This is a genomic window from Ancalomicrobiaceae bacterium S20, from assembly GCA_040269895.1.
GTDB lineage: Bacteria > Pseudomonadota > Alphaproteobacteria > Rhizobiales > Ancalomicrobiaceae > Methyloraptor > Methyloraptor flagellatus.
In genome coordinates this window covers 1704800-1728672 of the sequence record CP158568.1, presented here as the reverse complement: position 1 = coordinate 1728672, position 23873 = coordinate 1704800, and the positions used below count along the sequence as shown (strand labels likewise).

Here is a 23873-nt window from a genome sequence, read left to right as displayed (position 1 = left end):
CGCCGGAGGTTCGCCGCGACGTCATTTCGAGCGCGGCGCGCCATCCGTCGGTCGGACGCTCAGTCCGCCGGCGCTCGTTTCGAGCGACAAGCGGCACGGGGCAAGGCGGGCGACCGCCGTCCGGGTCGCGCCCTTTGATCAGACGACTGGGACACGATCGATGAAGCCCTTTGTTTCCGATCGCCTGCGGGCGGTCACGGCCTTGGCGGCCGGCCTCGCATGTCTCGCCGCCTGCGCGTCTCCCGCGGCCGCAGCCGAACTCGAGGCCCGCAAGATCCGCAACTGGACCGCGGGGGCCTATAGCGACGACCAGACCGGCGCCTTCACCCGCTGCACCATGTCGGTCAGCTACAAGAGCGGCATCACGCTCCTGTTCTCGATCGACAAGAAGTACGAGTGGTCGATGGCGCTGGTCGATCCGGACTGGAAGCTGACCGTCGGCGCCGTGCACCCGATCCGCTTCGCCATCGACGATCTGAAGCCCTTCAATGCGCAGGCGAAGGTGCTGTCGCGCACCATGGTCGGCATCCCGCTCGCCGACAATGCCGCGCTGTTCAACGCCTTCCGCGCCGGCGAACTGCTCGAGATCCGCGCGGCGTCCGACACGTTCCAGTTCCGCCTCGACGGCACCAGCGACGGCCTCGCCTGGCTGGTCTCCTGCGTGAAGCGCTACGAGACCTGGGTGCCGCCGACCGCCAAGGCCGGCAACCCGTTTGACGGGACGCCGCCGAAGCAGCAGGCCGCCAAGACCGAAGCTGTGCCGGGTCGAACCGAGACACGCCGGATTTCGATCGCCACCTTCGCCGCCAAAGCCTGGGGCATCGGCGCGATGGCCGCCGACAGGGGCATGGCGCCCGACAGCCCGACTGCGATCGAGGTACCGAAGACCGCACCGGCGATCCCGCCGCGCATCGATCCGCCGCCGGTGATCGAGACCGCGCCGACGACGCCGGCCACGCCAGCGAAGCCGCCGTTGATCGAGGCGCGCGCGCCCGATCCGGTGCCGCCGAAGCCGAACGCCGCGCCGGCGAATCAGCCGCAGACGCCGGGACAGACGCCGGTCCAGACCGCCGCCGCTCCGGCGACCACCCCGAGCGCCGCTTCATCGAGCCCGGCCGCCGCGCCCTCGACCAATGCCGCGCTCGACGCCGTCACCGGCGGCTCGATCGAGACCCGCGTCGAGGCGACCGTGATGCTGGCGAACCTGATGGCGAGCGCCGGGATCTCCGGCTATCGCATCCTGCCGCCGTCCGAGGCGCCCGCCTCGATGGTCGGCGCGGAGGTCGTCTTCGCCGCCGATGGTCTGGTCGGCGCGGTCCGCTTGAACCCCGGTACCGATCCGAAGGCGATCGCGACCAGTCTCGTGACGCAGGATTCGCAGACCTGCACCGGCCAGTTCGCCTCCGGCGTCGTCCCGGCGGCGGACGGGCGCCAGGACGTCGCGCATGTCTTCACCGGCTGCGACCGGACCGGCACGCCGACCGCCTCGCGCTACACCATCCTCTCGCGCAAGAAGGGCGGCTTCTTCGTCGTCTCGGTGATGCCGCGCGAGGGCGCCGGCGCCGACGACAAGCTGAAGCAGATCGACGGTTCGATCCGCGACGCGAGCCTCAAGGTGGTCGGGCGGTTCTGAGCCGCGGCTCGCCCCGCGCCACCGATCGTAGCGCCTTCGGTCTCACCGCCGACATCAGGGCGTTCGGCCGGGGGCTGGCGTGCCCCCACCCGGGCGGCCGTCATAACGGATCGGCGCTGCCGGTTTCTGCTCGGCCTTGGCCCTCGGTTCGGTGGGGATGCCTGTGCCCTGCTGGTCACAGTGCCGTAAATTTGCAACAATTCGGGCCGAGGAAGAGAATCGGATCGGCATCAGCGCCGCTGCGCGGCCGGTTCGGTCCAGCGCCGCGATGCGAGCCGGCTATCGTCGCGACCCGTTCGCCAGGAGCCCAAGTCGACCGCATGACGACAGAAGCCGAGAAGATCCTGACGATCCCGCGCAGCGTGTCGGCTCCGATCGGAGAATCCTCGCGCCTTGTCCGGATCTCGGGTCTCGTCGCGGTCGTCGCGGCGCTTATCTCAGTAGCGGCGTCCTTCGCGATCCTGACCGGCATGACGCCGATCGACGTCACCACCGATGTGCTGCAGGTCACGCTCGGCGTGAACGGCGCGCTCCTGGTGGCGCTGACCGGCCTGATCGCCTGGGAACTGGTCGGCCTCTGGGTCGCATGGCGCGACGGCCGAGCCGCCGCCGGCCTGCACTGGCGCGTCATCGCGCTGTTCATCCTGATCGCCGCCGCGCCGGCCATCATCGTCGCGGTGCTCGCCTCGGTCACGCTCAACCAGGGCCTCGATCGCTGGTTCGAGAGCCGCACGCGCACGATCGTCGAGAACGCCGCCAATGTCGGCGAGGCCTACCTCGCCGAACATGCGCGCGCGCTGCGCGCCGACACTTTCGCGATGGCGACCGACATCGACCGGCTGAAATCGGTCTACGACTTCGAGCCCTCGCGCTTCGATCAGCTTTTCGAAGCCCAATGCTCGATCCGCGGCATCCCGGCTGCCTATCTCTTGAAGTCGGACGGCACGGTCGTCACCCGCACGCTGCTCGATCCCCGCTGGTCGGACGTCTTGCAGCCGCCGCAGGAGGCGCTGACCCAGGCGATGGAGAAGGACGAGCCGATCGTCATCGGCCCGGGCCAGGCCAATCAGGTCGGCGCGGTGATGAAGCTCAAGGATTACGAGGACATGGTCCTCTACGTCGCCCGGCCGCTCGATCCGCGCATCCTGCGCCAGGTCGGCCTGTCGAAGGAGGCGGCGGCCGACTACACGCAGCTCGAATCGAGCCGTTTCGGCGCGCAGCTCGCCTTCGGCCTGATCTTCGTCGGCGTGTCGCTGATCTTCCTGCTCGCGGCGATCTGGATCGGCATCGGCTTTGCGAACCGGCTGGTCGCGCCGATCCGCCGCCTGATCCTCGCCGCGGACTATGTTTCGAAGGGCAATCTCGCGGTGCAGGTGCCGGTCCGCCGCAAGGAGGGCGATCTCGCGCATCTGGCCGAGACCTTCAACACCATGACATCGGAACTGCGCTCGCAGCGCGCCGAACTGATCGACGCCAACGAGCAGATCGACCTCCGGCGCCGCTTCACCGAGGCCGTGCTTGCCGGCGTGACCGCGGGCGTGCTCGGCCTCGACCGCGACGGCCGGATCACGCTCGCGAACCGCTCGGCGGTCGCGCTGCTCGACACAGGCGAGGCGAACCTTCTCGGCAAGGCGGTCGAGGACGCCGTGCCCGAACTGGTCGGCCCGGTCGGCGAGGCGATGGACGATCCGTCCCATCGCGGCCGGCAGGCGCAGATCACGCTGATCCGCGCCGGCAAGGAGCGGACCGTCATCGTCCGCATCACCTCCGAAACGACCGAAGCCGCGCATACCGGCTTCGTCGTCACGCTCGACGACATCACCGATCTGGTCACCGCGCAGCGCTCCTCGGCCTGGGCCGACGTCGCGCGCCGCATCGCCCACGAGATCAAGAACCCGCTGACCCCGATCCAGCTCTCGGCCGAACGCATCAAGCGGCGCTATGGCAAGAAGATCGAGGACGACCGGCAGGTGTTCGACCAGTGCATCGACACGATCATCCGCCAGGTCGGCGACATCGAGCGCATGGTCAACGAGTTCTCGTCCTTTGCCCGCATGCCGAAGCCGCAGCTCGAGCGCGCCGATGTGCTCGAGGCCTTGAAGGAGAGCGTGTTCCTGCTGTCGGTGCAGGAGCCGGACATCGATTTCGTCTCGGATTGGCCGGTCGAGCCGATCTACGGCCGCTACGATCACCGGCTGCTTCGCCAGGCCTTCACCAACATCGTCAAGAACGCCTGCGAGGCGGTCGAGGCTGTGCCGCCGGAGCTGCGCGGCAAGGGCCGGATCGAGGTCGACATCCGCCGAACCGACGGCGAGATCGTCATCGACGTGATCGACAACGGCATCGGCCTGCCGAGCGAGAACCGGCATCGACTGCTCGAGCCCTATGTGACGACGCGCGAGAAGGGCACCGGCCTCGGGCTCGCGATCGTGCGCAAGATCCTGGAAGACCATGGCGGCACGATCGACCTCGTCGATGCGCCCGCCGTCGCGCATGGCGGCCGCGGCGCCATGGTGCGCATGACCCTGCCGGCCGCGGATCGCGACGAGCCGGCCGCCGGTCGCCCAGGCGTCGGCGCAGAGGCCGGAACCGCGCCGTCGCGCTCCACCTCGCACCCATCCCCGTCATCCCCGCCACAAACGGAAAACGAAAACCATGGCGTCTGACATCCTCATCGTCGACGACGAGCACGACATCCGGGAACTGGTCGCGGGCATCCTCGAGGACGAGGGCCACGGCACGCGCACCGCCGGCAACAGCGACGAGGCGATCGCCGCGGTCGAGAAGCGCCGGCCGACCATGGTGTTCCTCGACATCTGGCTGCAGGGCTCCAAGCTCGACGGTCTGGCGCTGCTCGACGTGATCAAGAGCCAGCATCCCGACCTGCCGGTCGTGGTGATCTCGGGCCACGGCAACATCGAGACGGCCGTCTCCGCGATCAAGCGCGGTGCCTACGACTACATCGAGAAGCCGTTCAAGGCCGACCGGCTGGTGCTGATCGCCGAGCGCGCCCTGGAAGCCTCGAAACTCCGGCGCGAGATCCGCGACCTCAAGGAGCGCTCCGGCGATGCCGGCCAGCTGATCGGCACCTCGACCGTGATGAACCAGCTCCGCTCGGCGGTGGAGCGCGTCGCGCCGACCAATTCGCGCATCATGATCAACGGCCCGTCCGGCTCCGGCAAGGAACTGGTCGCGCGCATGATCCACCAGCTCTCCGGCCGCGCCAACGGCCCGTTCGTGGCGCTCAATGCCGCCGCGATTACGCCGGAACGCATGGAAATTGAGCTGTTCGGCACGGAGGGCGGCGAGGGTGGCCGCAAGGTCGGCGCCTTCGAGGAGGCGCACGGCGGCACCTTCTACCTCGACGAGGTCGCCGACATGCCGCGCGAGACGCAGAACAAGATCCTGCGCGTGCTGGTCGAGCAGAGCTTCACCCGCGTCGGCGGCACCACCAAGGTGCAGGTCGACGTGCGCATCATCTCCTCGACCGCGCGCGACCTGCCGCGCGAGATCCAGGACGGCCGCTTCCGCGAGGACCTGTTCCACCGCCTGGCGGTCGTGCCGATCCGCGTGCCGGCGCTGGCAGAGCGGCGCGAGGACATCCCGCTGTTGATCTCGACCTTCCAGGAGCAGATCGCGCGCGCCTCCGGCCTGCCGATCCGCCGGATCGGCGACGACGCCATGGCCGTGCTGCAGGCCCACGACTGGCCCGGCAACATCCGCCAGCTGCGCAACAACGTCGAGCGCCTGATGATTCTGACCCGCGGCGACGCCGAGGCGGTGATCACGGCCGATCTTCTGCCGTCCGAGATCGGAGCCATGCTGCCGGCGCTGCCCACCACCACCGGCGGCGAGCACCTGATGAGCTTGCCCTTGCGCGATGCGCGCGAGATCTTCGAGCGCGAATATCTGGTCGCGCAGATCAACCGCTTCGGCGGCAATATCTCGCGCACCGCGGAATTCGTCGGCATGGAGCGCTCGGCGCTGCATCGCAAGCTGAAGTCGCTCGGCGTGGGCTGAGTTGAAGGGAACTGCACCAATGAGCCGCATCGCCTACGTCAATGGCCGCTACCTGCCGCATGCCGCCGCCGCCGTGCATATCGAGGATCGCGGCTATCAGTTCGCGGACGGCGTCTACGAGGCCTGCGAGATCTTCGAGGGCCGGATCGTCGACAGCCGCCGGCATCTCGATCGCCTCGACCGGTCACTCGCCGAACTGCGGATCCGGCCGCCGATGGGCCGCAAGGCGCTGGAAATCGTGCTGCGCGAGGTCGCGCGCCGCAACCGGGTGCGCAACGGTTTCCTCTACCTGCAGGTCACCCGCGGGGTCGCGCCGCGCGATCACGTGTTCCCGGCACCGGAGACGCCGCCGACGCTGGTCGTGACCGCGCGCGCGACCGATCGCGCCAAGGCGAATAAGGCCGCGGAGGCCGGTATCTCGGTCATCACCGTGCCGGACAACCGCTGGGACCGCGTCGACATCAAGACCGTCGGCCTGCTGCCGAACGTGCTCGCCAAGCAGGCGGCCAAGGAGCAGGGCGCCAAGGAGGCCTGGTTCGTCGATGCCGCCGGCAACGTCACCGAGGGCGGTTCGACCAACGCCTGGATCGTGACCCAGGACGGCAAGCTGGTGACCCGGCCGGCCGACCATGGCATCCTGCGCGGCATCACCCGCACCGTACTGCTCGATCTCGCCGGCCGCCTCGGCCTGACGGTCGAGGAACGGCCGTTCAGCGTCGCCGAGGCCAAGGCCGCGCGCGAAGCGTTCATCACCGCGGCGTCGACGCTCGTGATGCCGGTCGTCCGCATCGACGAGACGGCGATTGCCAATGGCCATCCCGGTTCCGTCGCCACCGAATTGCGCCGTCGCTTTCACGAGGCTGCGGAATTTCTCGAGATCTGATGGTCAAGTGCTTTGAACGACAACAGAAATTTCTCGTTGATGCATTTTTCATCACGATGACCGCGTGACTGTTGCATACGAGGGCTGTTCTCTCGAACAGGTTGACCGTATCATTGTGGCAGGTGACGCCTGGGTAGCCTCGGCCGTTCGGGGTGAAAACTTTCCGGGAACAACCGGGATCCCAGTCGTAAGTCACGCTAATGAGAAAAAAGGCCGATCAAAAATGGCGGACCGCGCACAAAATCTCCAGGACACGTTCCTGAACTATGTTCGTAAGAACAAGACTCCTCTGACCATCTTTCTCGTCAACGGGGTCAAGCTCCAGGGTGTCGTGACCTGGTTCGACAATTTCTGCGTTCTTCTCCGGCGCGACGGACATTCGCAGCTCGTCTACAAGCATGCGATCTCGACGATCATGCCGGGCGCGCCGCTGCAGCTGTTCGAGCCGAACGAAGAGGCCTGATCGCGATCGGCTCCCGATACGGCGCCCCGGGGGCGGGGTTGGCGCGGGAGCCGGGCGCATGGTCGATCCGGTCGAGCGGCCTCGAAGGCGCCGGACGCAGGCGCGACCGCGCCGCGTCGATCCGGATGTGATTGGTCGCGGCGGCGCGGAACCGCCTTCGCGATCCGTGAATTGCCCGTCGATACCGATCGAGAGCGCGCGTATGATGCGCGCGTTGCTGCGCACGTCGGTGCGTACGGGCGCGACCCTGCCGGGTCCACGGGCGGTCCCGCTCTGGTGTGGACAGGCCCCTTGGCGCGGGCAGGAACGTCGCACGAACCGCGGACCCGATCGGTTGCGCGGGAGTGAGGGTATTTGGTCGATCATACGAACGCCGACGAAGATCGGGCTGAGGAAGCTGCCGCAGGGCTGGACCTCGACGACGCCATCGAAGCCGAACCGAAGCGCCGCCGTGGTGGCCGCCGCGAAGGCGTCGATCGCCGGGCGAAGCGCACCCGCGCCATCGTGGTCGTGCCGGTGCGCACCGGCTCCAGCGCCGAGGCCCGCGAGCGCGTGCTGGACACGGCCGGCGCCGCCGGATCGCCCGACGTGCGCCGCTCGGTGGAGGCGCGCCGGGAAGAAGCGATCGGGCTCGCGCGTGCCATCGATCTCGACATCGCCGAGAGCCTGGTCGTGCGCCTCGCCGATCCGAAGCCCGGCACGCTGCTCGGCTCCGGCAAGGTCGAGGAGATCGGCAACCTAGTGAAGACCCACGAGGTCGAACTCGTGATCGTCGATCATGCGCTGACGCCGATCCAGCAGCGCAACCTCGAAAAGGCCTGGGAGGCCAAGGTCCTCGACCGGACCGGCCTGATCCTGGAGATCTTCGGCGAGCGCGCGCGCACCAAGGAGGGTCGCCTCCAGGTCGAGCACGCGCATCTGACCTATCAGAAGAGCCGCCTCGTCCGCTCCTGGACCCACTTGGAGCGCCAACGCGGCGGCTTCGGCTTCCTCGGCGGTCCGGGCGAAACCCAGATCGAGGCCGACCGGCGCGTCATTCAGGAGCGCATCTCGAAGCTCGAGCGCGAGCTCGAGGCGGTCAAGCGCACCCGCGCGCTGCATCGCAAGACGCGCAAGAAGGTGCCGCATCCGGTCGTGGCGCTGGTCGGCTACACCAACGCCGGCAAGTCGACGCTGTTCAATCGCCTGACCGCCGCCGACGTCTTCGCCAAGGACCTCCTGTTCGCGACCCTCGACCCGACGCTCCGGCGTGTGAAGTTGCCGGGCGGCAGCGACGTGATCCTGTCCGACACCGTCGGCTTCGTCTCCGATCTGCCGACGACCCTGGTTGCGGCGTTCCGGGCGACGCTCGAGGAGGTGATCGAGGCCGACCTGATCCTGCACGTCCGTGATATCGCGCACGAGGACACGGCCGCACAGGCGAAGGACGTCGCCGAGGTGCTGCGCATCCTCGGGGTCGACGTGACCGACGCCGAGAAGGTCATCGAGGTCTGGAACAAGATCGACCGGCTCGATCCGGACTATCGCGACAAGCTCCTCGCCGAAGGAGGCCGCGCCGCCGGCGAGGGCCCCGCGACCGTGCCGGTCTCGGCGCTGACCGGAGAGGGCGTCGATATCCTGCTCGATCTGGTCGAGGAGCGGCTGAACCGCGACCGCGCGGCCTTCCGGCTCGCGGTGCCCTCGACCGAGGGCGAATTGCTCGCCTGGCTCTACCGTTCGGCCGAAGTGCTCGGCCGCGAGGATCGCGACGAGACGGTCGCGCTCAACGTGCGCATTCCGCCCAAGGCGCTCGATCTGTTCCGGTCGCGCGCGGGCCGCTACATCGTCGAGGCCGGGCCGAAGCGCCGTCGCGCGTGATCGGGACGGACTGACGCCTTCCGTCTGGTCGCCGTGATCCGGCGGCCACGCCGGGACGACGATCGCTCGTCGATGCTGCATCGCGTCATCGGCCTTGATCATTCTCATGGTATTGGACGGCGGATCGGACGAAAACGTTCCGACCCCTGCCGCATCGCCCGAATCCGGAGGCGCGCGGCCGATCTGGTGTCGAGAGGATGTTGTCCTTCATGCGTGCAGCGACCGTCGCCGTGGTGCTGGCCGCCCTTGTGGCCGGCGGATGGTATGGCTTCGACCAGTGGCGCAAGGCCGAAGCATCGAAGCTTCCGGCCGGCATCACCAGTGCGAACGGCCGGATCGAGGTCAACCGCGTCGATATCGCCGCCAAGGTTCCCGGCCGCATCGCCGAGATCCGCGTCCGCGAAGGCGATTACATCGCGCAGGACGCGATTGTCGCCGTGCTCGATCAGGCCGAGGTGCGCGCCCAGCTCGCCGCCGCCCGCGCGACCGCGCAGCGCGCCGTGCAGGGCATCGCCCGCGCCCATGCCGAGGTCGCGGCCCGCGAGGCGGATCTGAACCTCGCCGAGGTCGTGCTGAAGCGCTCCGCGGAACTGCGCGACCGCGCCGTCAACTCGCAGGCCGATCTCGACCAGCGCACCGCCCAGCGCGATGTCGCCGCCGCCGCGGTCAATTCCGCCAAGGCCGCCGTCGGCGACGCCGTCGCCGCGAAGGACGTCGCCGAGGCACAGGTCGCCCAGATCGAGGCCTCGATCGCCGACATGACACTGAAGGCGCCGATGGGCGGCCGGGTCGAATATCGGCTGGTCGAACCCGGCGAGGTGGTCGGTGCGGGCGGCAAGGTCGCGACCCTGCTCGACCTGACCGACGTCTACATGACCGTGTTCCTGCCGACCCGTTACGCCGGCCGCGTCAAGCTCGGCGGCGAGGCGCGCATCGTGCTCGACGCCGCCAAGGATTACGTGATCCCGGCGCGGATCTCCTTCGTCGCGGCCGAGGCGCAGTTCACGCCGAAGGCGGTCGAGACCGAGAGCGAGCGCGAGAAGCTCATGTACCGGATCAAGGTGCAGGTCGATCGCAAGATCCTCGACACCTACCGCGACTACGTGAAGTCCGGCCTGACCGGCATGGCCTATGTTCTGGTCTCGCCCGATGCCGCCTGGCCGGCCTGGCTCGAGCCGAAGCTGCCCGATGTCAAATCCTGACGGCACGGCGGCAGCGATCGGCGAGGGCACGCACGGCGCGGGCGATGCGGGGCCGGCGGTCGAGGTCGCCGGCGTCTCGCATCGCTACGGCAAAACCGCCGCGCTCGCCGACGCCACCCTGACCTTTCCGACCGGCTCCTCGACCGCGATCATCGGCCCGGACGGCGTCGGCAAGTCGACGCTGCTCGGCCTGATCTCGGGCGTGCGCCGGCTGCAGGCCGGCGCGATCGCCGTCTTCGGCGGCTCGATGGCCGATCGTGCCCACCGCGATGTCGTCGCCAATCGCATCGCCTACATGCCGCAGGGTCTCGGCCGCAATCTCTACCCGACGCTCTCGGTCACCGAGAACATCGACTTTCATGGCCGCCTGTTCGGCCTCGGCACGGCCGAGCGCGAGGCGCGGATCGCGCGGCTCCTCGCCGCCACTGGGCTCGATCCGTTCCCGAACCGGCCGGCGGGAAAACTCTCCGGCGGCATGAAGCAGAAGCTGTCGCTCTGCTGCGCGCTCGTCCACGATCCCGACCTGCTCGTGCTCGACGAGCCGACCACCGGCGTCGATCCGCTGTCGCGCCGGCAGTTCTGGGAGCTGATCGCGGCGATCCGCGCCGATCGGCCGGGCATGACCGTGCTCGTCGCCACCGCCTACATGGACGAGGCCGCGCGCTTCGAGCGTATCGTCGCCATGGACGACGGCCGGGTCATCGCCGACGGCGCGCTCGCCGACATCCTGGCGAAGACCGGCACGCGCACGCTCGAAGAGGCCTATGTCGCGCTCCAGACCGCCGGAGCGGGTGAGGGGACCACCCCCGGCGCCTTCACGATCGCGCCGCTCGTCGCCGACGACCACGACATCGCGATCGCCGCCGAGGGCCTGACCCGCCGGTTCGGCGACTTCACGGCCGTCGATCATGTGAGTTTTCGGATCGCGCGCGGCGAGATCTTCGGCTTCCTCGGCTCGAACGGCTGCGGCAAGACCACGACCATGAAGATGCTGACCGGCCTTCTGCCAGCGACCGAGGGCTCGGCCGAGCTGCTCGGCACGCCGGTCGACGCCGGCGACATGGCCGTGCGCATGCGCGTCGGCTACATGTCGCAGAGCTTCTCGCTCTACGAGGAACTGACCGTCCGCGACAATCTCGTGCTGCACGCGCGGCTCTACCGGGTCGAGGAACCGCGCGTCCACGGCCGGGTGGTCGAGGCGATGCAGCGCTTCGAACTCGCCGCACACGCCGACGACTACCCCTCGAGCCTGCCGCTCGGCATCCGCCAGCGCCTGCAGCTCGCCGCCGCGCTGCTGCACGAGCCCGAGGTGCTGATCCTCGACGAGCCGACCTCCGGCGTCGATCCCGCCGCGCGCGACGGCTTCTGGCGCCATCTCGCCCGGCTGTCGCGCGAGGACAAGGTCACGATCTTCGTCTCGACCCATTTCATGAACGAGGCCGAGCGCTGCGACCGGATCTCGCTCATGCATCAGGGCCGCGTGCTGGTGGTCGGCACGCCGGCCGAGATCGTCGCGGGCAAGGGTGCCGAGGATCTGGAAGCCGCCTTCATCGCCCATCTGGAGGAGGCCGGGGCCGACAAGGCCGAAGCGCCATCGCCGGCAGCGGCGGCGGGGGCCGCGCCGGAGGCTAAAGGCTCCCGCGCCGCGCACCGGCATCTGCCGAAGATCCACCTGTCGCGCCTCGGTCCGCTCGGCCGGGTCTGGGCCTTCGCCCGTCGCGAGGCGCTGGAGATCATGCGCGACAAGGTCCGCCTCGCCTTTGCGGTCGCCGGACCGCTGGTCCTGCTGCTCGCCTTCGGCTTCGGCATCTCGTTCGACGTCGAGAAGCTGCCTTTTGCGGCCTACGACCGCGATCAGTCGATCGAATCCCGCGTGTTGATCGACGCCTTCGCCGGTTCGCGCTATTTCGTCGAGCAACCGCCCGCGCGTTCCGACGCGGAGGCCGACCGGCGGCTGATCGATGGTGAACTCAGGCTCGTCATCGGCGTGCCGCCCGAGTTCGGCCGCGACCTGCTGCTCGGCCGGCGGCCGGAAGTATCGTTCTGGGTCGACGGCGCCAACACCTATCGCGGCGAGACCACGCGCTCCTACATCTCCGGCGTGATCTCGAACTATGTCGCCGATCTCGCCGGCCGCGAGCTCGGCCCGGGTTCGGTGCAGCTCGCGACCGTCGGCCTGGAGCCGCGCTTCGCTTATAATCAGGCGTTCCTGTCGGTCAACGCGATTGCGCCCGGCGTCATCATGCTGCTGCTCGTGCTGGTGCCGGCGATGATGACCGCGCTCGGCGTGGTGCGCGAGCGCGAGATCGGCTCGATCGCCAATCTCGAAGCCTCGCCCGCGACCGTGCCGGAATTTCTGATCGGCAAGCAGATCCCCTATGTGGCGATCGGCTTCCTCTCCTATGCGACGCTGGTCGCGATGGCGGTTTTCTTCTTCCGGGTGCCCTTCACCGGTTCGCTGATCGCCTTGTCGATCGGCGCGGCGCTCTATGTGCTGGCGACGACCGCCTTCGGGCTCCTGATCTCGACCATGGTGCGCAGCCAGGTCGCGGCGATCTTCGCGACCGCGATCGTGACGATCATCCCGGCGATCAACTTCTCCGGCTTCCTCTATCCGGTCTCCTCGATCGAGGGGGCGCCGCGCATCGTCGGCCAGTTCTTCCCGGCGGCATGGTTCCAGACCATCTGCCTCGGCACCTTCGCCAAGGGCCTCGGGCCGACGGACTTCATCGGCCCCTATCTGGCGCTCGGTGCCTTCGGCCTCGTCTTCATCGCGATCGCCTGCGTCGGGCTCAGAAAGCAGGAGCCGTGATATGCGCCGGGTGCTCAACGTCTTCCGCCTGTCGGTCAAGGAACTCTGGAGCCTGCGCGCCGACCCGGTGATGATGGTGCTGATCGTCTACGCCTTCACGGCGGCGGTCGTGACGGTCGCCAAGGGCGTCAAGCTCGAGGTCTCCAACGCCGCCGTGGCGATGGTCGACCTCGACCACTCCGTGCTCTCCGGCCGCCTCGCCGATGCGCTGACCGCGCCCTATTTCCGCAGGCCCGTGCAGGTCTCGCGGGCGGAAGCCGATCGCGGCATGGACCACGGCGCCTATTCCTTCGCCATCGAGATCCCGCCGGCTTTCGAGGCCGATGTCCTGCGCGGGCGGCGCCCGGAGATCGGCGTCACGGTCGACGCCACCGCCATGGCGCAGGCCGGCAACGGCGTCGCCTATATCCAGCAGATCGTGACGCAGGAGGTCGCGACCTATCTGCTCGCGCAAGGGGTCGACGCGCGCCTGCCGATCGCGACGACCATGCGGATGTATTTCAATCCGAACCTCGACGGTACCCGCTTCAACGCGGTGATGCAGGTGATCAACTCGATCACGATCCTGTCGATCATCCTGGTCGGCGCGGCGGTCGTGCGCGAGCGCGAGCACGGCACGATCGAGCACCTGCTCGTCATGCCGGTCAGCGCCGCCGAGATCGCGCTGTCGAAGGTGCTCGCCAACAGTCTCGTGATCCTGGTCGTCGTGACCTTCTCGGTCGAGATCGTGGTCAAGAAGCTGCTCGGCGTGCCGGTCGCCGGCTCGATGCCGCTGTTCCTGGCCGGCACGGCGATCTACCTGTTCTCGACCACCTCGCTCGGCATCCTGCTCGCGACCGTCGCCAATTCGATGCCGCAGCTCGGCCTGCTGGCCATCCCGGTCTTCGTGACCATGCAGCTGCTCTCCGGCGGCATCACGCCGCTCGAGTCGATGCCGGACGCGCTGCAGAAGGCGATGCATGTCTCGCCCTCGGTCTATTTCGTCCAGTTCGCCCAAGCGATCCTCTACCGCGGCGCCGGCCTCTCGGTGGTCTGGCCGCAGCTCCTGACCATGGCCGGCATCGGCGCGGTGTTCCTGGTCTGGGCGATCACGCGGTTCCGGGCGATGCTGGCGAAGGCGGGGTGAGGGCGAGCGCAGCGGACGAGGGCAGGCGGTTCACCGATCTTTGAACCCCGCCGGAGCGCGGGTCGGCTAGGTTTCGCCGCTGTCGACCGGATCCACGCCGCCATGCGCTGGCCGCGTGCGGGTTCCGCGCTAATCTCCCCTCGCATCCGTAGTTTCCCCGCTCTATGGTCCGGCCGCTCCGCGCGTTGCGCGCGCCGCCGCCAGACCCCAGGATGAGATCCCATGCACGCACCCGCGCAAACGGTCTCGGACGAGGACCGCCGCTGGATCGTCATCGGCGCGCTCGTGTCGATGATGCTCGCCGCGCTCGATCAGACCATCGTCGCGCCCGCCCTGCCGACCATCGGCGCGTCCCTTGGTAGTCCGGACTGGCTGTCCTGGGTGGTCTCGGCCTACTTCCTGACCGCGACCGCCGTGACGCCGCTCTACGGCAAGCTTGCCGACATCAAGGGGCGCCGGCCGGTGATGATCGCGGGTGTGGCGATCTTCCTGGTCGGCTCGGTGCTCTGCGCGCTGGCGCCGAGCATGGGCGTGCTGATCGTCGCCCGCGCGCTGCAGGGTATCGGCGGCGGCGGCCTGATCGCGCTGGCGCAGACCATCATCGGCGATATCGTGCCGCCCTATGAGCGCGCCCGCTACATGGTCTATATCTCCGGCACCTGGGCGATCGCCTCGATCGCCGGACCGGTGCTCGGCGGCGTCTTCGCCGAGCATCTGCACTGGTCGCTGATCTTCTGGATCAACCTGCCGATCGGCGCCATGGCGCTGTCGATCACCTCGCCGATCCTGAAGCGCCTGCCGCCGGTGCACCGGCCGCACAAGCTCGACATCCTGGGCGCGGTGCTGATGGTCGTCGCGACCGTGTCGCTGATGCTGGCGCTGACCTGGGGCGGCACGCGCTACGCCTGGACCTCGCGCGAGATCCTCGGCCTCGGCGCCGCGGCCGTCATCCTGTTCGCGGTGTTCGGCTTCCATGTCGTGCGCGCCGAAGAGGCCCTCGTGCCGCCGCGCGTGCTCGGCAACAAGGTGATCGCGGCGGCCGCGACCAGCCTGTTCTTCACCTCGGCGGTCTATGTCGGCCTCGCGGTCTACGTGCCGATCTTCCTGGAGCAGGTCTACGACATGCCGCCGTCGCTCTCCGGCACGGCGCTGGTCGCGCTGCTCGCCGGCACGGTCGCCGGCGCCAACATCGCCGGCCGCTTCACGCCGCGGGTCAAGCACTACAAGCACATCGCGCTCGGCGGCAGCGCCGTCGCGATCGCCGCGATGACGACCTTCGCGCTCGGCGCGCCCTATCTGCCGTTCTGGGCCTTCGAGATCCTGCTCGTGATCGCCGGTCTCGGCCAGGGCACGCAGTGGCCGATCGGCACGGTCTCGGTCCAGAACGCCGCCGATCCGCACGATCTCGGCACCGCGACGGCTGCGATGGGCTTCCTGCGCTCGCTCGGCAGCGTGATCGGCATCGCCGTGCTCGGTGCGATCGTGCTGGCGAACGGCATCGTGCAGGGGCTCGAGGGCGCCGGCCATGGCCCAGTCGCGGCGGCGGCCGGGGTCGAACGCGTCAAGGCGGCCGCGGCCTTCGTCCATGTCTTCGGCGCCGCGGCGATCATCCAGTGCTTCGCCTTCGTGTCGATGGCCCTGATGAAGGAACTGCCGCTGCGCGGCCGGGTGGCGAAGGAGGCCGTGGCCGCGACGGTCGAGTGATCGGCAGCGCAAGTCCCGACCAAACAAGAGCAGCGGGATCTCACGATCCCGCTGCATGTGTTTGAAGTCCGTCGGTCATTCCGATCGATCGTTCAGGGGGGCCTCGCCGGCCGGTCAGAGGCCGGCGAGATCGGGCCCGTCTCGATCACGCCACGCGGTCGCGTGGCGCGTCGCCCCGGAAGAAGGCTTCCAGATTATCGATGACGCGGTAGCCCATGGCATCGCGGGTCGCCTTGGTGGCCGAGCCCAGATGCGGCAGCAGCACGGCGTTCTCGCACTCGAACAGCGTCGGCTCGATCTTCGGCTCGCCCTCGAACACGTCGAGGCCGGCCCCCGCGATCGTGCCGGCCTTCAGCGCCGCGGCCAGCGCCTTGCCGTCGACGACCTCGCCACGCGCGGTGTTGACCAGGATCGCGGTCGGCTTCATGAGCTTGAGGCGCTCGGTGCTGATCAGGTGGTAGTTGTCCTTGCCGCCGGGCATATGCAGCGACACGACGTCGGCCTCGCGCAGCACCTCCTCGATGGTGTCGCGCTTCTCGGCATTGGTTTCCGCCGCCAGCTCCGGCTTGACCGGGAACGGGTCGAAATAGATCACCTTCATGCCGAAGCCGTGGTGCGCGCGCTTGGCGGCCTCGCGGCCGATACGGCCGAAGCCGAGCACGCCGAACACGCCGCCGGAGACCTTGGTGCCGATCATGTGGGTCGGCCGCCAGCCGGTCCAGTTGCCGGCGCGGACCTCGCGCTCGCCTTCACCGGCGCGGCGCGCGGCCATCAGCATGAGCGTGAGCGCGAGATCGGCGGTGCATTCCGACAGCACTTCCGGGGTGTTGGTGACGACGAGGCCGGCTTTCTTGGCGGCTTCGGTATCGATATGGCTGTAGCCGACGCCGTAGGAGGCGAGGATCTTGGCGCGCTGGCCGGAGACCGCCAGCACCGAGGCGTCGACCTTGTCGGAGACCGTCGGGCAGACCGCGTCGTAGTCGGCGAGCGCGGCGCGCATGGCCTCGGCCGTCATCGGCGTGTCGGTCTCGTTGAGCGTGACGTCGTAGAGCTCCTTCAACCGGGCCTCGACCGCCTCCGGCCAGCGCCGTGTGATCAGAACCTTCTTCTTCGTCATCGTTCCTCCCGCTTCTGTTCTGGACCGGCCCACCGGTCGGCATGGCGACGGGCCGGCGTTTCGTTCGATGCGTGCGCCGATCGGCGGCTCAGAGCCCGCGCGTCGGGGCCCAACCCTCGGCGACGGCGAAACGCCCGGTCCTGAGCGGGACCGGGCGCATCATCATCACTCGGCCGCGACCGGCTTCTTCCATTCCGCGAGCATGCGCTCGACGGTCGAGCCGAACTCCGCCGGCGTCGGCACGATCGTCACGCCGCAGCCTTTGAGGATCTCGACCTTCTCCGCCGCGCTCTCGCCGAAAGACGACACGATCGCGCCCGCATGGCCCATCTTGCGGCCCTTCGGCGCCGACAGGCCTGCGATATAGGCGCACACCGGCTTGGTCATGTGGTCGCGGGCGTACATGCCGGCCTCAGCCTCCTGCGGGCCGCCGATTTCGCCGATCATGATCACCGCGTCGGTGTCCGGATCGTTCTCGAACAGCTCGAGGATGTCGCGGTGCGACGAACCGTTGATGGGGTCGCCGCCGATGCCGACCGAGGTCGAGATGCCGATGCCGCGCGCCTTCAGCTGCTCGGCCGCCTCGTAGCCGAGGGTGCCCGAGCGGCCGACGATGCCGACGCGGCCCGGCAGGTAGATGTGGCCGGGCATGATGCCGAGCAGGTTCTCGCCCGGCGTGATCACGCCGGCGCAGTTCGGCCCGAGCAGGCGCATGCGGTTCTCGGCCTTGTAGCGGTACATGTAGCGCTTGACGCGCATCATGTCCTGGGCCGGGATGCCGTCGGTGATGCAGACGCAGGTCTTGATGCCCGCATCGGCGGCTTCCATGATCGAATCGGCCGCGAAGGGCGGCGGCACGAACACGATCGAGGCGACGGCGCCGGTCTTGGCGACGGCTTCCTTCATCGTGTCGAACACCGGCACGCCGTGGACGGTCGTGCCGCCCTTGCCCGGCGTGACGCCGCCGACGACCGGGGTGCCGTAGGCAATCATCTCTTCGGTGTGGAACGAACCGATCTTGCCGGTGATGCCCTGCACGAGCACGGGCGTGTTCTTGTTGATCAGAACGGACATTGGTCTTGTCTCCCTCACGCGGCCTTGGCGGCGGCGACCGACTTGCTCGCGGCTTCGGCGAGGTTGGCGGCGGTGATGACGTTGATGCCGGACTCCGCGAGGATGCGGCGGCCTTCCTCGACGTGGGTGCCGGCGAGGCGGACGATCAGCGGCAGCTTGAGGTCGGTCATTTCGACCGCCTTGACGACGCCCTGCGCGACCCAGTCGCAGCGGTTGATGCCGGCGAAGATGTTGACCAGGATCGCCTTGACGTTCTTGTCCTGGGTGACGAGCCGGAACGCCTTCGCCACGCGGTCGGGGGTCGCGCCGCCGCCGATGTCGAGGAAGTTCGCGGGCGCGCCGCCGGCGAGCAGGATCATGTCCATCGTGGCCATCGCCAGGCCGGCGCCGTTGACGATGCAGCCGACGTCGCCGTCGAGACCGACGTAGGAGAGGCCACGGTCGGCGGCCTGCGTCTCGCGCGGATCCTCCTGGCTCTTGTCGCGCAGCTCCGAGATGTCCGGATGGCGGAACAGCGCGTTGTCGTCGAAGCTCATCTTGGCGTCGAGCGCGACGAGATGGTTCTCGCCGGTCAGCACCAGCGGGTTGATCTCGAGCATCGTGCCGTCCTTGTCGCGGAAGGCGCGGTAGCAGCCGAGGATCGTCTGCGCCGCCTCGGTGACGGCCGCACCGGGGATGCCGAGCGCGAAAGCGATCTCGCGGGCCTGGAAGGCCTGCATGCCGACCGCCGGCTCGACCGGCACGCGGACGATCGAGTCCGGGTTCTTCTCGGCGATCTCCTCGATGTCCATGCCGCCTTCCGACGAGGCGATCACGATCACGCGCTGCAGCGAGCGATCGAGCACGAAGCCGAGATAGAACTCCTTGGCGATGTTGACGCCGCCCTCGATGTAGAGGCGGTTGACCATCTTGCCGGCCGGGCCGGACTGATGGGTGACGAGCTTGCGGCCGAGCATGCGGTCGGCGGCTTCCTCGACCTCGTGCTCCGACTTGCAGACCTTGACGCCGCCGGCCTTGCCGCGGCCGCCGGTGTGCACCTGCGCCTTGACGACCCACACCGAGCCGCCGATCTCGCGGGCGCGGTAGGCGGCCTGCTCGGGCGAATAGGCGAGGCCGCCGCGCGGCACCGGCACGCCGAACTTGGCCAGGATCTCCTTGGCCTGATACTCGTGGATATCCATGGGTTTTCCTCCGATCCCTGAAATCCGAATTTTGATCCGTATGCCGTCAGCAACGATCGACTTGCATGCGCCATGCATACGTATGGCATTCATGACGCATGCGTATCGCCCGAGCCGGCGCACCTTGCCGTTCGCGGACGAAAGCTCGTCCGCGCCGCGTCGCTCCTCGTGGGAGCCGGCTCGTCGTTGAAGTCGCTGAACGGCAGCGGCGCTCACCTCGATCAAGGCCCGAGGGGAGGGCGACTGCCGCCCGAACCGCACCGGTGGTGCGGTTCGAACTCGGTAAACCTCGGGCGGTGCGAGCCGGGGCCCGCCGCCCGAACCGCGCCAGCGGCGCGGTTCGAACTTGGCGGTTCCGGGCGGCGCGAGCCGCCCGGAACGGAATTCCGATCAGGCAGCCGCGGCGCCCTGCTTGGCCGCGATCGCATCGGCGACCTGCACGACGTTCTGCGCCATGCGCTCCGACGCTGCGTCGATCATGCGGCCGTCGAGCGAGGCCGCGCCCTTGCCCTGGGCGGCGGCTTCCGCCAGCGCCGCGATGATGCGGCGGGCGCGGTCGACCTCGGCCGGCGGCGGCGAGAACACGTCGTTGGCGAGTGCGATCTGAGAGGGATGGATCGCCCACTTGCCTTCGCAGCCGAGCACGGCGGCGCGCTTGGCCGACTTGATGTAGTCGTCGGGCGACGAGAAATCGCCGAACGGACCGTCGATCGCGCGCAGGCCGAAGGCGCGGCAGGCGGTGACCATGCGGTCGATCGCGGCATGCCACTGGTCGCCCGGATAGTCCGGGTTCAGGCCGCCGATGACGACGGTGCGCGAACGGCGCGAGGCCGAGAAGTCGGCGACGCCGAAGTGCAGCGCCTCGAGCCGGCGCGTATACTGCTGGCGCGCGATCTCCTCGACGTTGGCCATGCCGAGCGCGGTCTCGATCAGGGCCTCGAGGCCGACCGTGTTCGGCAGCTTCTTGGCCTGTTCGATCTGGTTGACCATCGCCTCGACCATGTAGACGTCGTGCGGGGTGCCGACCTTCGGGATCAGGATCGTGTCGAGCTTGTCGCCGGCCTGTTCCATGACATCGACGACGTCGCGGTACATGTAGTGCGTGTCGAGGCCGTTGATGCGGACCGAGACGGTCTTGCCCTTGGCCTTCCAGTCGATGTCGTTCAGTGCCTGGATGATGTTCTTGCGCGCCTGCTCCTTGTCGCCCGGCGCGACCGCGTCCTCGAGGTCGAGGAACACGTAGTCGGCGGCGCTGTCGGCGGCCTTGTCGATCATCGTCGGGTTGGAGCCCGGGCACGCGAGCTCCGAACGCTGCACGCGCGTCGCGACGGGCTTGTAGAGGGTATGGCTCATCGAAAACTCCTGCTGCTCGCCGAATTGTTGTTCGATCGAGCGATCGTTCCTGATCCGCGACATTGAAGGGTCGGGGCAAGGCTCGCCCGTTCGGGGAAACGGTTCTCCGTCCCCGGCCGCGACCCTAGCCGATTTCTTGGCACCGAGGGGCCGCCGGAGACCGCGAGCGGGGCTTCCGTCCCGCATGAGGTCTTTTTCCAAAAAGGAAATAATCCGGCTACACCTCTGTCCCCGATCAGCTTCTCGCCTTCCGGGCGCAAAGCGGATCGGGCACTTGTCTCGATGACCGGGGCTCAGCGCCCCGGCACCTGTTGCTGCTATCCCAGGCCGTGGCGTTGCCGCCCCGACCGGCCGATCACGCCGCCTTGGCGAGATCGTTACGGCGGCTGCCGTAGTAGGCCTGCGCGGCGGCGACGCCCGAGCCGAACTCGATCTCGGCCCCGCAGTCGACCAGCGCCATCTCGGCCGCGGCGACCGCGCCGAGCAGCATCAGCTCGTTGGTCGCGCCGAGATGGCCGATGCGGAAGACCTTGCCGTTGAGCTTGTTGAGGCCCGAGCCGAACGACACCTGGTAGCGATCGAAGGCGCGGCGGATCACCTGCACGGCGTCGACGTTCGACGGCACCCAGATCGCCGACACGGTGTCGGAGTGCCACTTCGGCTCCTTGGCGACGAGCTTGAAGCCCCATGCGTCGACCGCGCGGCGCACGCCCTCGGCGACGTGATGATGGCGGGCGAACACGTTCTCGAGCCCTTCCTCGAACAGGAGGTCGAGCGAGGCGCGCAGACCGCGCAGCAGCGTCGTCGCCGGCGTGTAGGGGAAGTAGCCGTCCTTGTTCGTGCGCAGCATGTCCTCGAAGGAGAAGAAGCAGCGCGGGAACTTCGAGGACTTGTGCGCTTCCATCGCCTTCTGGCTCACGCAGATGATCGCGAGGCCGGTCGGCAGCATGAAGCCCTTCTGCGAGCCCGACACGATGCCGTCGACGCCCCATTCGTCCATGCGGAAGTCGATCGAGGCGACCGACGACACGCCGTCGACGTAGAGCAGCGCCGGGTGGCCGGCGGCGTCGAGCGCCTTGCGGACGCCGGCGATGTCCGAGGTCACGCCCGTGGCGGTCTCGTTCTGCGTCGTCAGCACGGCGCGGATCTTGTGGCTCTTGTCGGCCGACAGGATCTGCTCGAACCGCTCGACCGGCACGCCCTCGCCCCACTCGACCTCGACCACCTCGGTCTCGAAGCCGAGGCGCTGGCACATGTCGGCCCACAGAAGCGAGAACTGGCCGAAGCTCGAGATCAGAACCTTGTCGCCGGGGTTCAGCGTGTTGGTCAGCACGGCTTCCCAGCCGCCGGTGCCCGACGACGGGTAGATGAACGGCTGGCCGGTCTCGGTCTTGAACACCTTCTTGAGGTCGGCGAACAGCGGCAGCGTCAGCTTCGGGAAGTCGGGCGAGCGCATGTCCTCCTGCGGCAGGTTCATGGCGCGCCGGACCGCGTCCGGGACATTGGTGGGGCCGGGGATGAACAGGCCGGGATGATAGCGCATGGGTCTCGCCTCGATGAATGTTTGCCTCCGACGGCCGGGGAGGGGGCTCGTTGCCGAGGGGAGATCGCTCTCCGCCCGGACCGCCCGGCGCCGGCTTGTCGTTGCCGCGTCGTCGCCCGTGACCGTCTCGATGGACAGACCATGCATTCGGTCATTGAAAAAGAAAACCCCGGCGTCATGATGGAGGCATAAGCGGAGGTAATGGCTATGCTGCGTCGCACACTGCCGCCGGTGAACAGTCTCGTCATCTTCGAGGCCGCCGCCCGGCACCTGAATTTCACCCGGGCCGCGGCCGAGATGGGCCTCACCCAGGCGGCCGTCAGTCGACAGATCCAGGTGCTCGAGGAGAACCTCGGCGTGACGCTGTTCATCCGTCAGGCCCGCGGCCTGACGATGACGCGCGAGGGCACGCGGCTGCAGTATGCGGTGACCATGGGTCTTGAATATATTTCAAAGACTTGCGTCGATATCCGCAGGAAGCGTCACCCCCGCGAACTGACCGTCTCGTCGAGCGTCAGTTTTGCCTCCTATTGGCTCATGTCGCGGCTGGCGAAGTTCCGTGCCGAGCACCCGGATGTGGACCTCCGGCTGGTCGCCTCGGCCCCGGTCGCCGACCTGGTCTCGGCCGGTATCGACATTGCGATCCGCTATGGCTCGGGAGGCTGGGACGGTGTCGAGGTCGAGCCGCTTTTCGGCAATGAGATATGGCCCGTTTGTGCACCGCAATATCTCGAAAAGCGCCCACCGCTTCAGAATGCCGCAGATCTCGCCGAAGAAACTCTACTCCATCTCGGAGCATTCGATCGCAACTGGGTGACATGGGACACGTGGTTCAAGGGTCTTGGTATCGATTTAAAAAAATTGAAGCGCGGATTTACTTTCGATAACTACCTCATCCTGCTTCAGGCTGCGGTGCGCGGCGAAGGCATCGCGCTGTGCGGCCAGCGTCTGGCCGAAGACTTCATCGCCCGCGGCGATCTGGTGCGCCCGGTGCCTGTCGCGCTGACTTCGGAGCGGTCGTTCTACGTCGTTCACCCGAAGGATATCCCGCTCTCCGAGCCGGCCGCGCTGTTCAAGGACTGGCTCATCGCCGAGGGCGGCAAGGCCGCGGCGTGAGGTACTCCATGAAAAAGAATCATGGCTCCGCGGTAGTCGGTCACCGGACGGGGACGGTTATCGAGCCGCGAGCCCTCCGATGGCTTGGCCGCGGCGGCGCCGCTGACTAGCATCCGCCGCGCAAAGGCGGCGCTGAAGACGCCGCCGTTCTCGACCGCCTCGGGAGGCCAGAGCCCATGCCGACCATCGACCGCGTACCCGACGTGACCTTCGCGACCCGCGTCCGCAACGACGCGCTCGCGGGCCCGAACCCTTACGAATGGAAGTCGGTGACCACGGCCGATCTGTTCGCCGGCCGCAACGTCGTGCTCGTCGGCGTGCCCGGTGCCTTCACGCCGGCCTGCTCCGAGACGCATCTGCCCGGCTACGAGACCACCTACGACCAGTTCCGCGCGCTCGGCATCGACGCCGTCCTGTGCACCTCGGTCAACGATGCTTTCGTGATGTTCCAATGGGCGAAGGCGCTCGGCGTCTCGAAAGTGTTCATGCTGCCGGACGGCAACGGCGATTTCGCCCGCCTGATGGGACTGCTGGTCAAGCGCACGTCGACCGGCATGGGCCTGAGAAGCTGGCGCTATTCGGCCCATGTCGAGGACGGCGCGGTCAGGAAGTTCTTCGTCGAGCCCGGCCTCCGCGACGATCCACCGGGCGTCGGCGTCACCGTCTCGGGCGCGGAGACCATGCTCGAGTATCTCCGGGCGCGCTGATCCAGCGCTCCGGGGCGATGCAGGGGGCGCCGCTGCCGAGTGCGCTTCGAGCCGCTCGAACGCGGCGTTCGGCGCCGCCGTT

At 68.3% G+C, this 23873-nt stretch carries 17 protein-coding genes; 12 read left to right on the top strand and 5 right to left on the bottom strand.

All coding sequences use genetic code 11. The features are described from left to right. The first annotated feature begins 160 nt into the window (after positions 1 to 160). The 10 genes from ABS361_08010 to ABS361_07965 all read left to right on the top strand — a co-directional run bounded on the left by ABS361_08010 (position 161) and on the right by ABS361_07965 (position 15700). Positions 161 to 1633 (top strand): hypothetical protein, encoded by a 1473-nt coding sequence (locus tag ABS361_08010; protein XBY46162.1) that lies wholly within the window; start codon positions 161 to 163, stop codon positions 1631 to 1633. Between the two features lie 320 nt (positions 1634 to 1953). Continuing rightward, positions 1954 to 4299 carry a PAS domain-containing sensor histidine kinase gene (locus ABS361_08005; GenBank protein XBY46161.1) on the top strand — a complete coding sequence of 782 codons (2346 nt, stop codon included), beginning with the start codon at positions 1954 to 1956 and terminating at the stop codon, positions 4297 to 4299. Beyond that, complete coding sequence (locus ABS361_08000; GenBank protein ID XBY46160.1) at positions 4289 to 5653, top strand: sigma-54 dependent transcriptional regulator; 1365 nt, start codon at positions 4289 to 4291, stop codon at positions 5651 to 5653. Before ABS361_08005 ends, ABS361_08000 begins: the two co-directional genes overlap by 11 nt. A gap of 19 nt (positions 5654 to 5672) precedes the next feature. Next, positions 5673 to 6536: a D-amino-acid transaminase gene (locus ABS361_07995; GenBank protein XBY46159.1), complete on the top strand. Its 864-nt coding sequence runs from the start codon at positions 5673 to 5675 to the stop codon at positions 6534 to 6536. Between the two features lie 223 nt (positions 6537 to 6759). Continuing rightward, a complete protein-coding gene (gene hfq / locus ABS361_07990) occupies positions 6760 to 6999 on the top strand; it encodes an RNA chaperone Hfq (GenBank protein XBY46158.1) in 240 nt (79 codons plus the stop codon). A gap of 354 nt (positions 7000 to 7353) precedes the next feature. Beyond that, the gene (hflX, locus tag ABS361_07985) at positions 7354 to 8856 is read left to right on the top strand and encodes a GTPase HflX (protein XBY46157.1); all 1503 of its coding nucleotides are present in this window, start codon (positions 7354 to 7356) and stop codon (positions 8854 to 8856) included. 209 nt (positions 8857 to 9065) lie between these two features. Then, a complete protein-coding gene (locus tag ABS361_07980) occupies positions 9066 to 10058 on the top strand; it encodes an HlyD family efflux transporter periplasmic adaptor subunit (protein ID XBY46156.1) in 993 nt (330 codons plus the stop codon). Further along, positions 10045 to 12870: a ribosome-associated ATPase/putative transporter RbbA gene (gene rbbA, locus ABS361_07975; protein XBY46155.1), complete on the top strand. Its 2826-nt coding sequence runs from the start codon at positions 10045 to 10047 to the stop codon at positions 12868 to 12870. The genes ABS361_07980 and rbbA overlap by 14 nt, the downstream gene beginning before the upstream one ends. A gap of 1 nt (position 12871) precedes the next feature. Then, a complete protein-coding gene (locus ABS361_07970) occupies positions 12872 to 13996 on the top strand; it encodes an ABC transporter permease (protein ID XBY46154.1) in 1125 nt (374 codons plus the stop codon). 222 nt (positions 13997 to 14218) lie between these two features. Further along, the gene (locus tag ABS361_07965) at positions 14219 to 15700 is read left to right on the top strand and encodes an MDR family MFS transporter (protein XBY46153.1); all 1482 of its coding nucleotides are present in this window, start codon (positions 14219 to 14221) and stop codon (positions 15698 to 15700) included. A gap of 145 nt (positions 15701 to 15845) precedes the next feature. Here ABS361_07965 and ABS361_07960 read toward each other — a convergent pair whose 3' ends face one another. The 5 genes from ABS361_07960 to ABS361_07940 form a co-directional block, all read right to left on the bottom strand. Then, positions 15846 to 16817, bottom strand: a complete 972-nt coding sequence (locus tag ABS361_07960) for a D-glycerate dehydrogenase (protein ID XBY46152.1) — start codon at positions 16815 to 16817, stop codon at positions 15846 to 15848. 165 nt (positions 16818 to 16982) lie between these two features. Then, a complete protein-coding gene (gene sucD, locus ABS361_07955) occupies positions 16983 to 17891 on the bottom strand; it encodes a succinate--CoA ligase subunit alpha (protein ID XBY46151.1) in 909 nt (302 codons plus the stop codon). 14 nt (positions 17892 to 17905) lie between these two features. Further along, entirely contained in the window at positions 17906 to 19072 is a 1167-nt protein-coding gene (locus tag ABS361_07950; protein XBY46150.1) for a malate--CoA ligase subunit beta, read from the bottom strand. A gap of 390 nt (positions 19073 to 19462) precedes the next feature. Then, positions 19463 to 20425: a CoA ester lyase gene (locus ABS361_07945; protein XBY46149.1), complete on the bottom strand. Its 963-nt coding sequence runs from the start codon at positions 20423 to 20425 to the stop codon at positions 19463 to 19465. 355 nt (positions 20426 to 20780) lie between these two features. Further along, positions 20781 to 21968: an aminotransferase class V-fold PLP-dependent enzyme gene (locus ABS361_07940; GenBank protein ID XBY46148.1), complete on the bottom strand. Its 1188-nt coding sequence runs from the start codon at positions 21966 to 21968 to the stop codon at positions 20781 to 20783. 207 nt (positions 21969 to 22175) lie between these two features. Here ABS361_07940 and ABS361_07935 point away from each other — a divergent pair, with 207 nt between their 5' ends. Both ABS361_07935 and ABS361_07930 read left to right on the top strand, forming a co-directional pair. After that, entirely contained in the window at positions 22176 to 23084 is a 909-nt protein-coding gene (locus tag ABS361_07935; GenBank protein XBY46147.1) for a LysR substrate-binding domain-containing protein, read from the top strand. 176 nt (positions 23085 to 23260) lie between these two features. Further along, the gene (locus ABS361_07930) at positions 23261 to 23791 is read left to right on the top strand and encodes a peroxiredoxin (protein XBY46146.1); all 531 of its coding nucleotides are present in this window, start codon (positions 23261 to 23263) and stop codon (positions 23789 to 23791) included. Positions 23792 to 23873: the final 82 nt, after the last annotated feature.

What these genes read in the sequence shown, in the direction of transcription:
- ABS361_07930 (XBY46146.1), top strand. Translation starts at nt 23,261, where the DNA reads ATGCCGACCATCGACCGCGTACCCGACGTGACCTTCGCGACCCGCGTC.
- rbbA (XBY46155.1), top strand. Translation starts at nt 10,045, where the DNA reads ATGTCAAATCCTGACGGCACGGCGGCAGCGATCGGCGAGGGCACGCAC.
- ABS361_08010 (XBY46162.1), top strand. Translation starts at nt 161, where the DNA reads ATGAAGCCCTTTGTTTCCGATCGCCTGCGGGCGGTCACGGCCTTGGCG.
- ABS361_07960 (XBY46152.1), bottom strand. Translation starts at nt 16,817, where the DNA reads ATGACGAAGAAGAAGGTTCTGATCACACGGCGCTGGCCGGAGGCGGTC.
- ABS361_08005 (XBY46161.1), top strand. Translation starts at nt 1,954, where the DNA reads ATGACGACAGAAGCCGAGAAGATCCTGACGATCCCGCGCAGCGTGTCG.
- ABS361_07940 (XBY46148.1), bottom strand. Translation starts at nt 21,968, where the DNA reads ATGCGCTATCATCCCGGCCTGTTCATCCCCGGCCCCACCAATGTCCCG.
- ABS361_07980 (XBY46156.1), top strand. Translation starts at nt 9,066, where the DNA reads ATGCGTGCAGCGACCGTCGCCGTGGTGCTGGCCGCCCTTGTGGCCGGC.
- ABS361_07945 (XBY46149.1), bottom strand. Translation starts at nt 20,425, where the DNA reads ATGAGCCATACCCTCTACAAGCCCGTCGCGACGCGCGTGCAGCGTTCG.
- ABS361_07935 (XBY46147.1), top strand. Translation starts at nt 22,176, where the DNA reads ATGCTGCGTCGCACACTGCCGCCGGTGAACAGTCTCGTCATCTTCGAG.
- ABS361_08000 (XBY46160.1), top strand. Translation starts at nt 4,289, where the DNA reads ATGGCGTCTGACATCCTCATCGTCGACGACGAGCACGACATCCGGGAA.
- ABS361_07950 (XBY46150.1), bottom strand. Translation starts at nt 19,072, where the DNA reads ATGGATATCCACGAGTATCAGGCCAAGGAGATCCTGGCCAAGTTCGGC.
- ABS361_07970 (XBY46154.1), top strand. Translation starts at nt 12,872, where the DNA reads ATGCGCCGGGTGCTCAACGTCTTCCGCCTGTCGGTCAAGGAACTCTGG.
- ABS361_07965 (XBY46153.1), top strand. Translation starts at nt 14,219, where the DNA reads ATGCACGCACCCGCGCAAACGGTCTCGGACGAGGACCGCCGCTGGATC.
- hfq (XBY46158.1), top strand. Translation starts at nt 6,760, where the DNA reads ATGGCGGACCGCGCACAAAATCTCCAGGACACGTTCCTGAACTATGTT.
- ABS361_07995 (XBY46159.1), top strand. Translation starts at nt 5,673, where the DNA reads ATGAGCCGCATCGCCTACGTCAATGGCCGCTACCTGCCGCATGCCGCC.
- sucD (XBY46151.1), bottom strand. Translation starts at nt 17,891, where the DNA reads ATGTCCGTTCTGATCAACAAGAACACGCCCGTGCTCGTGCAGGGCATC.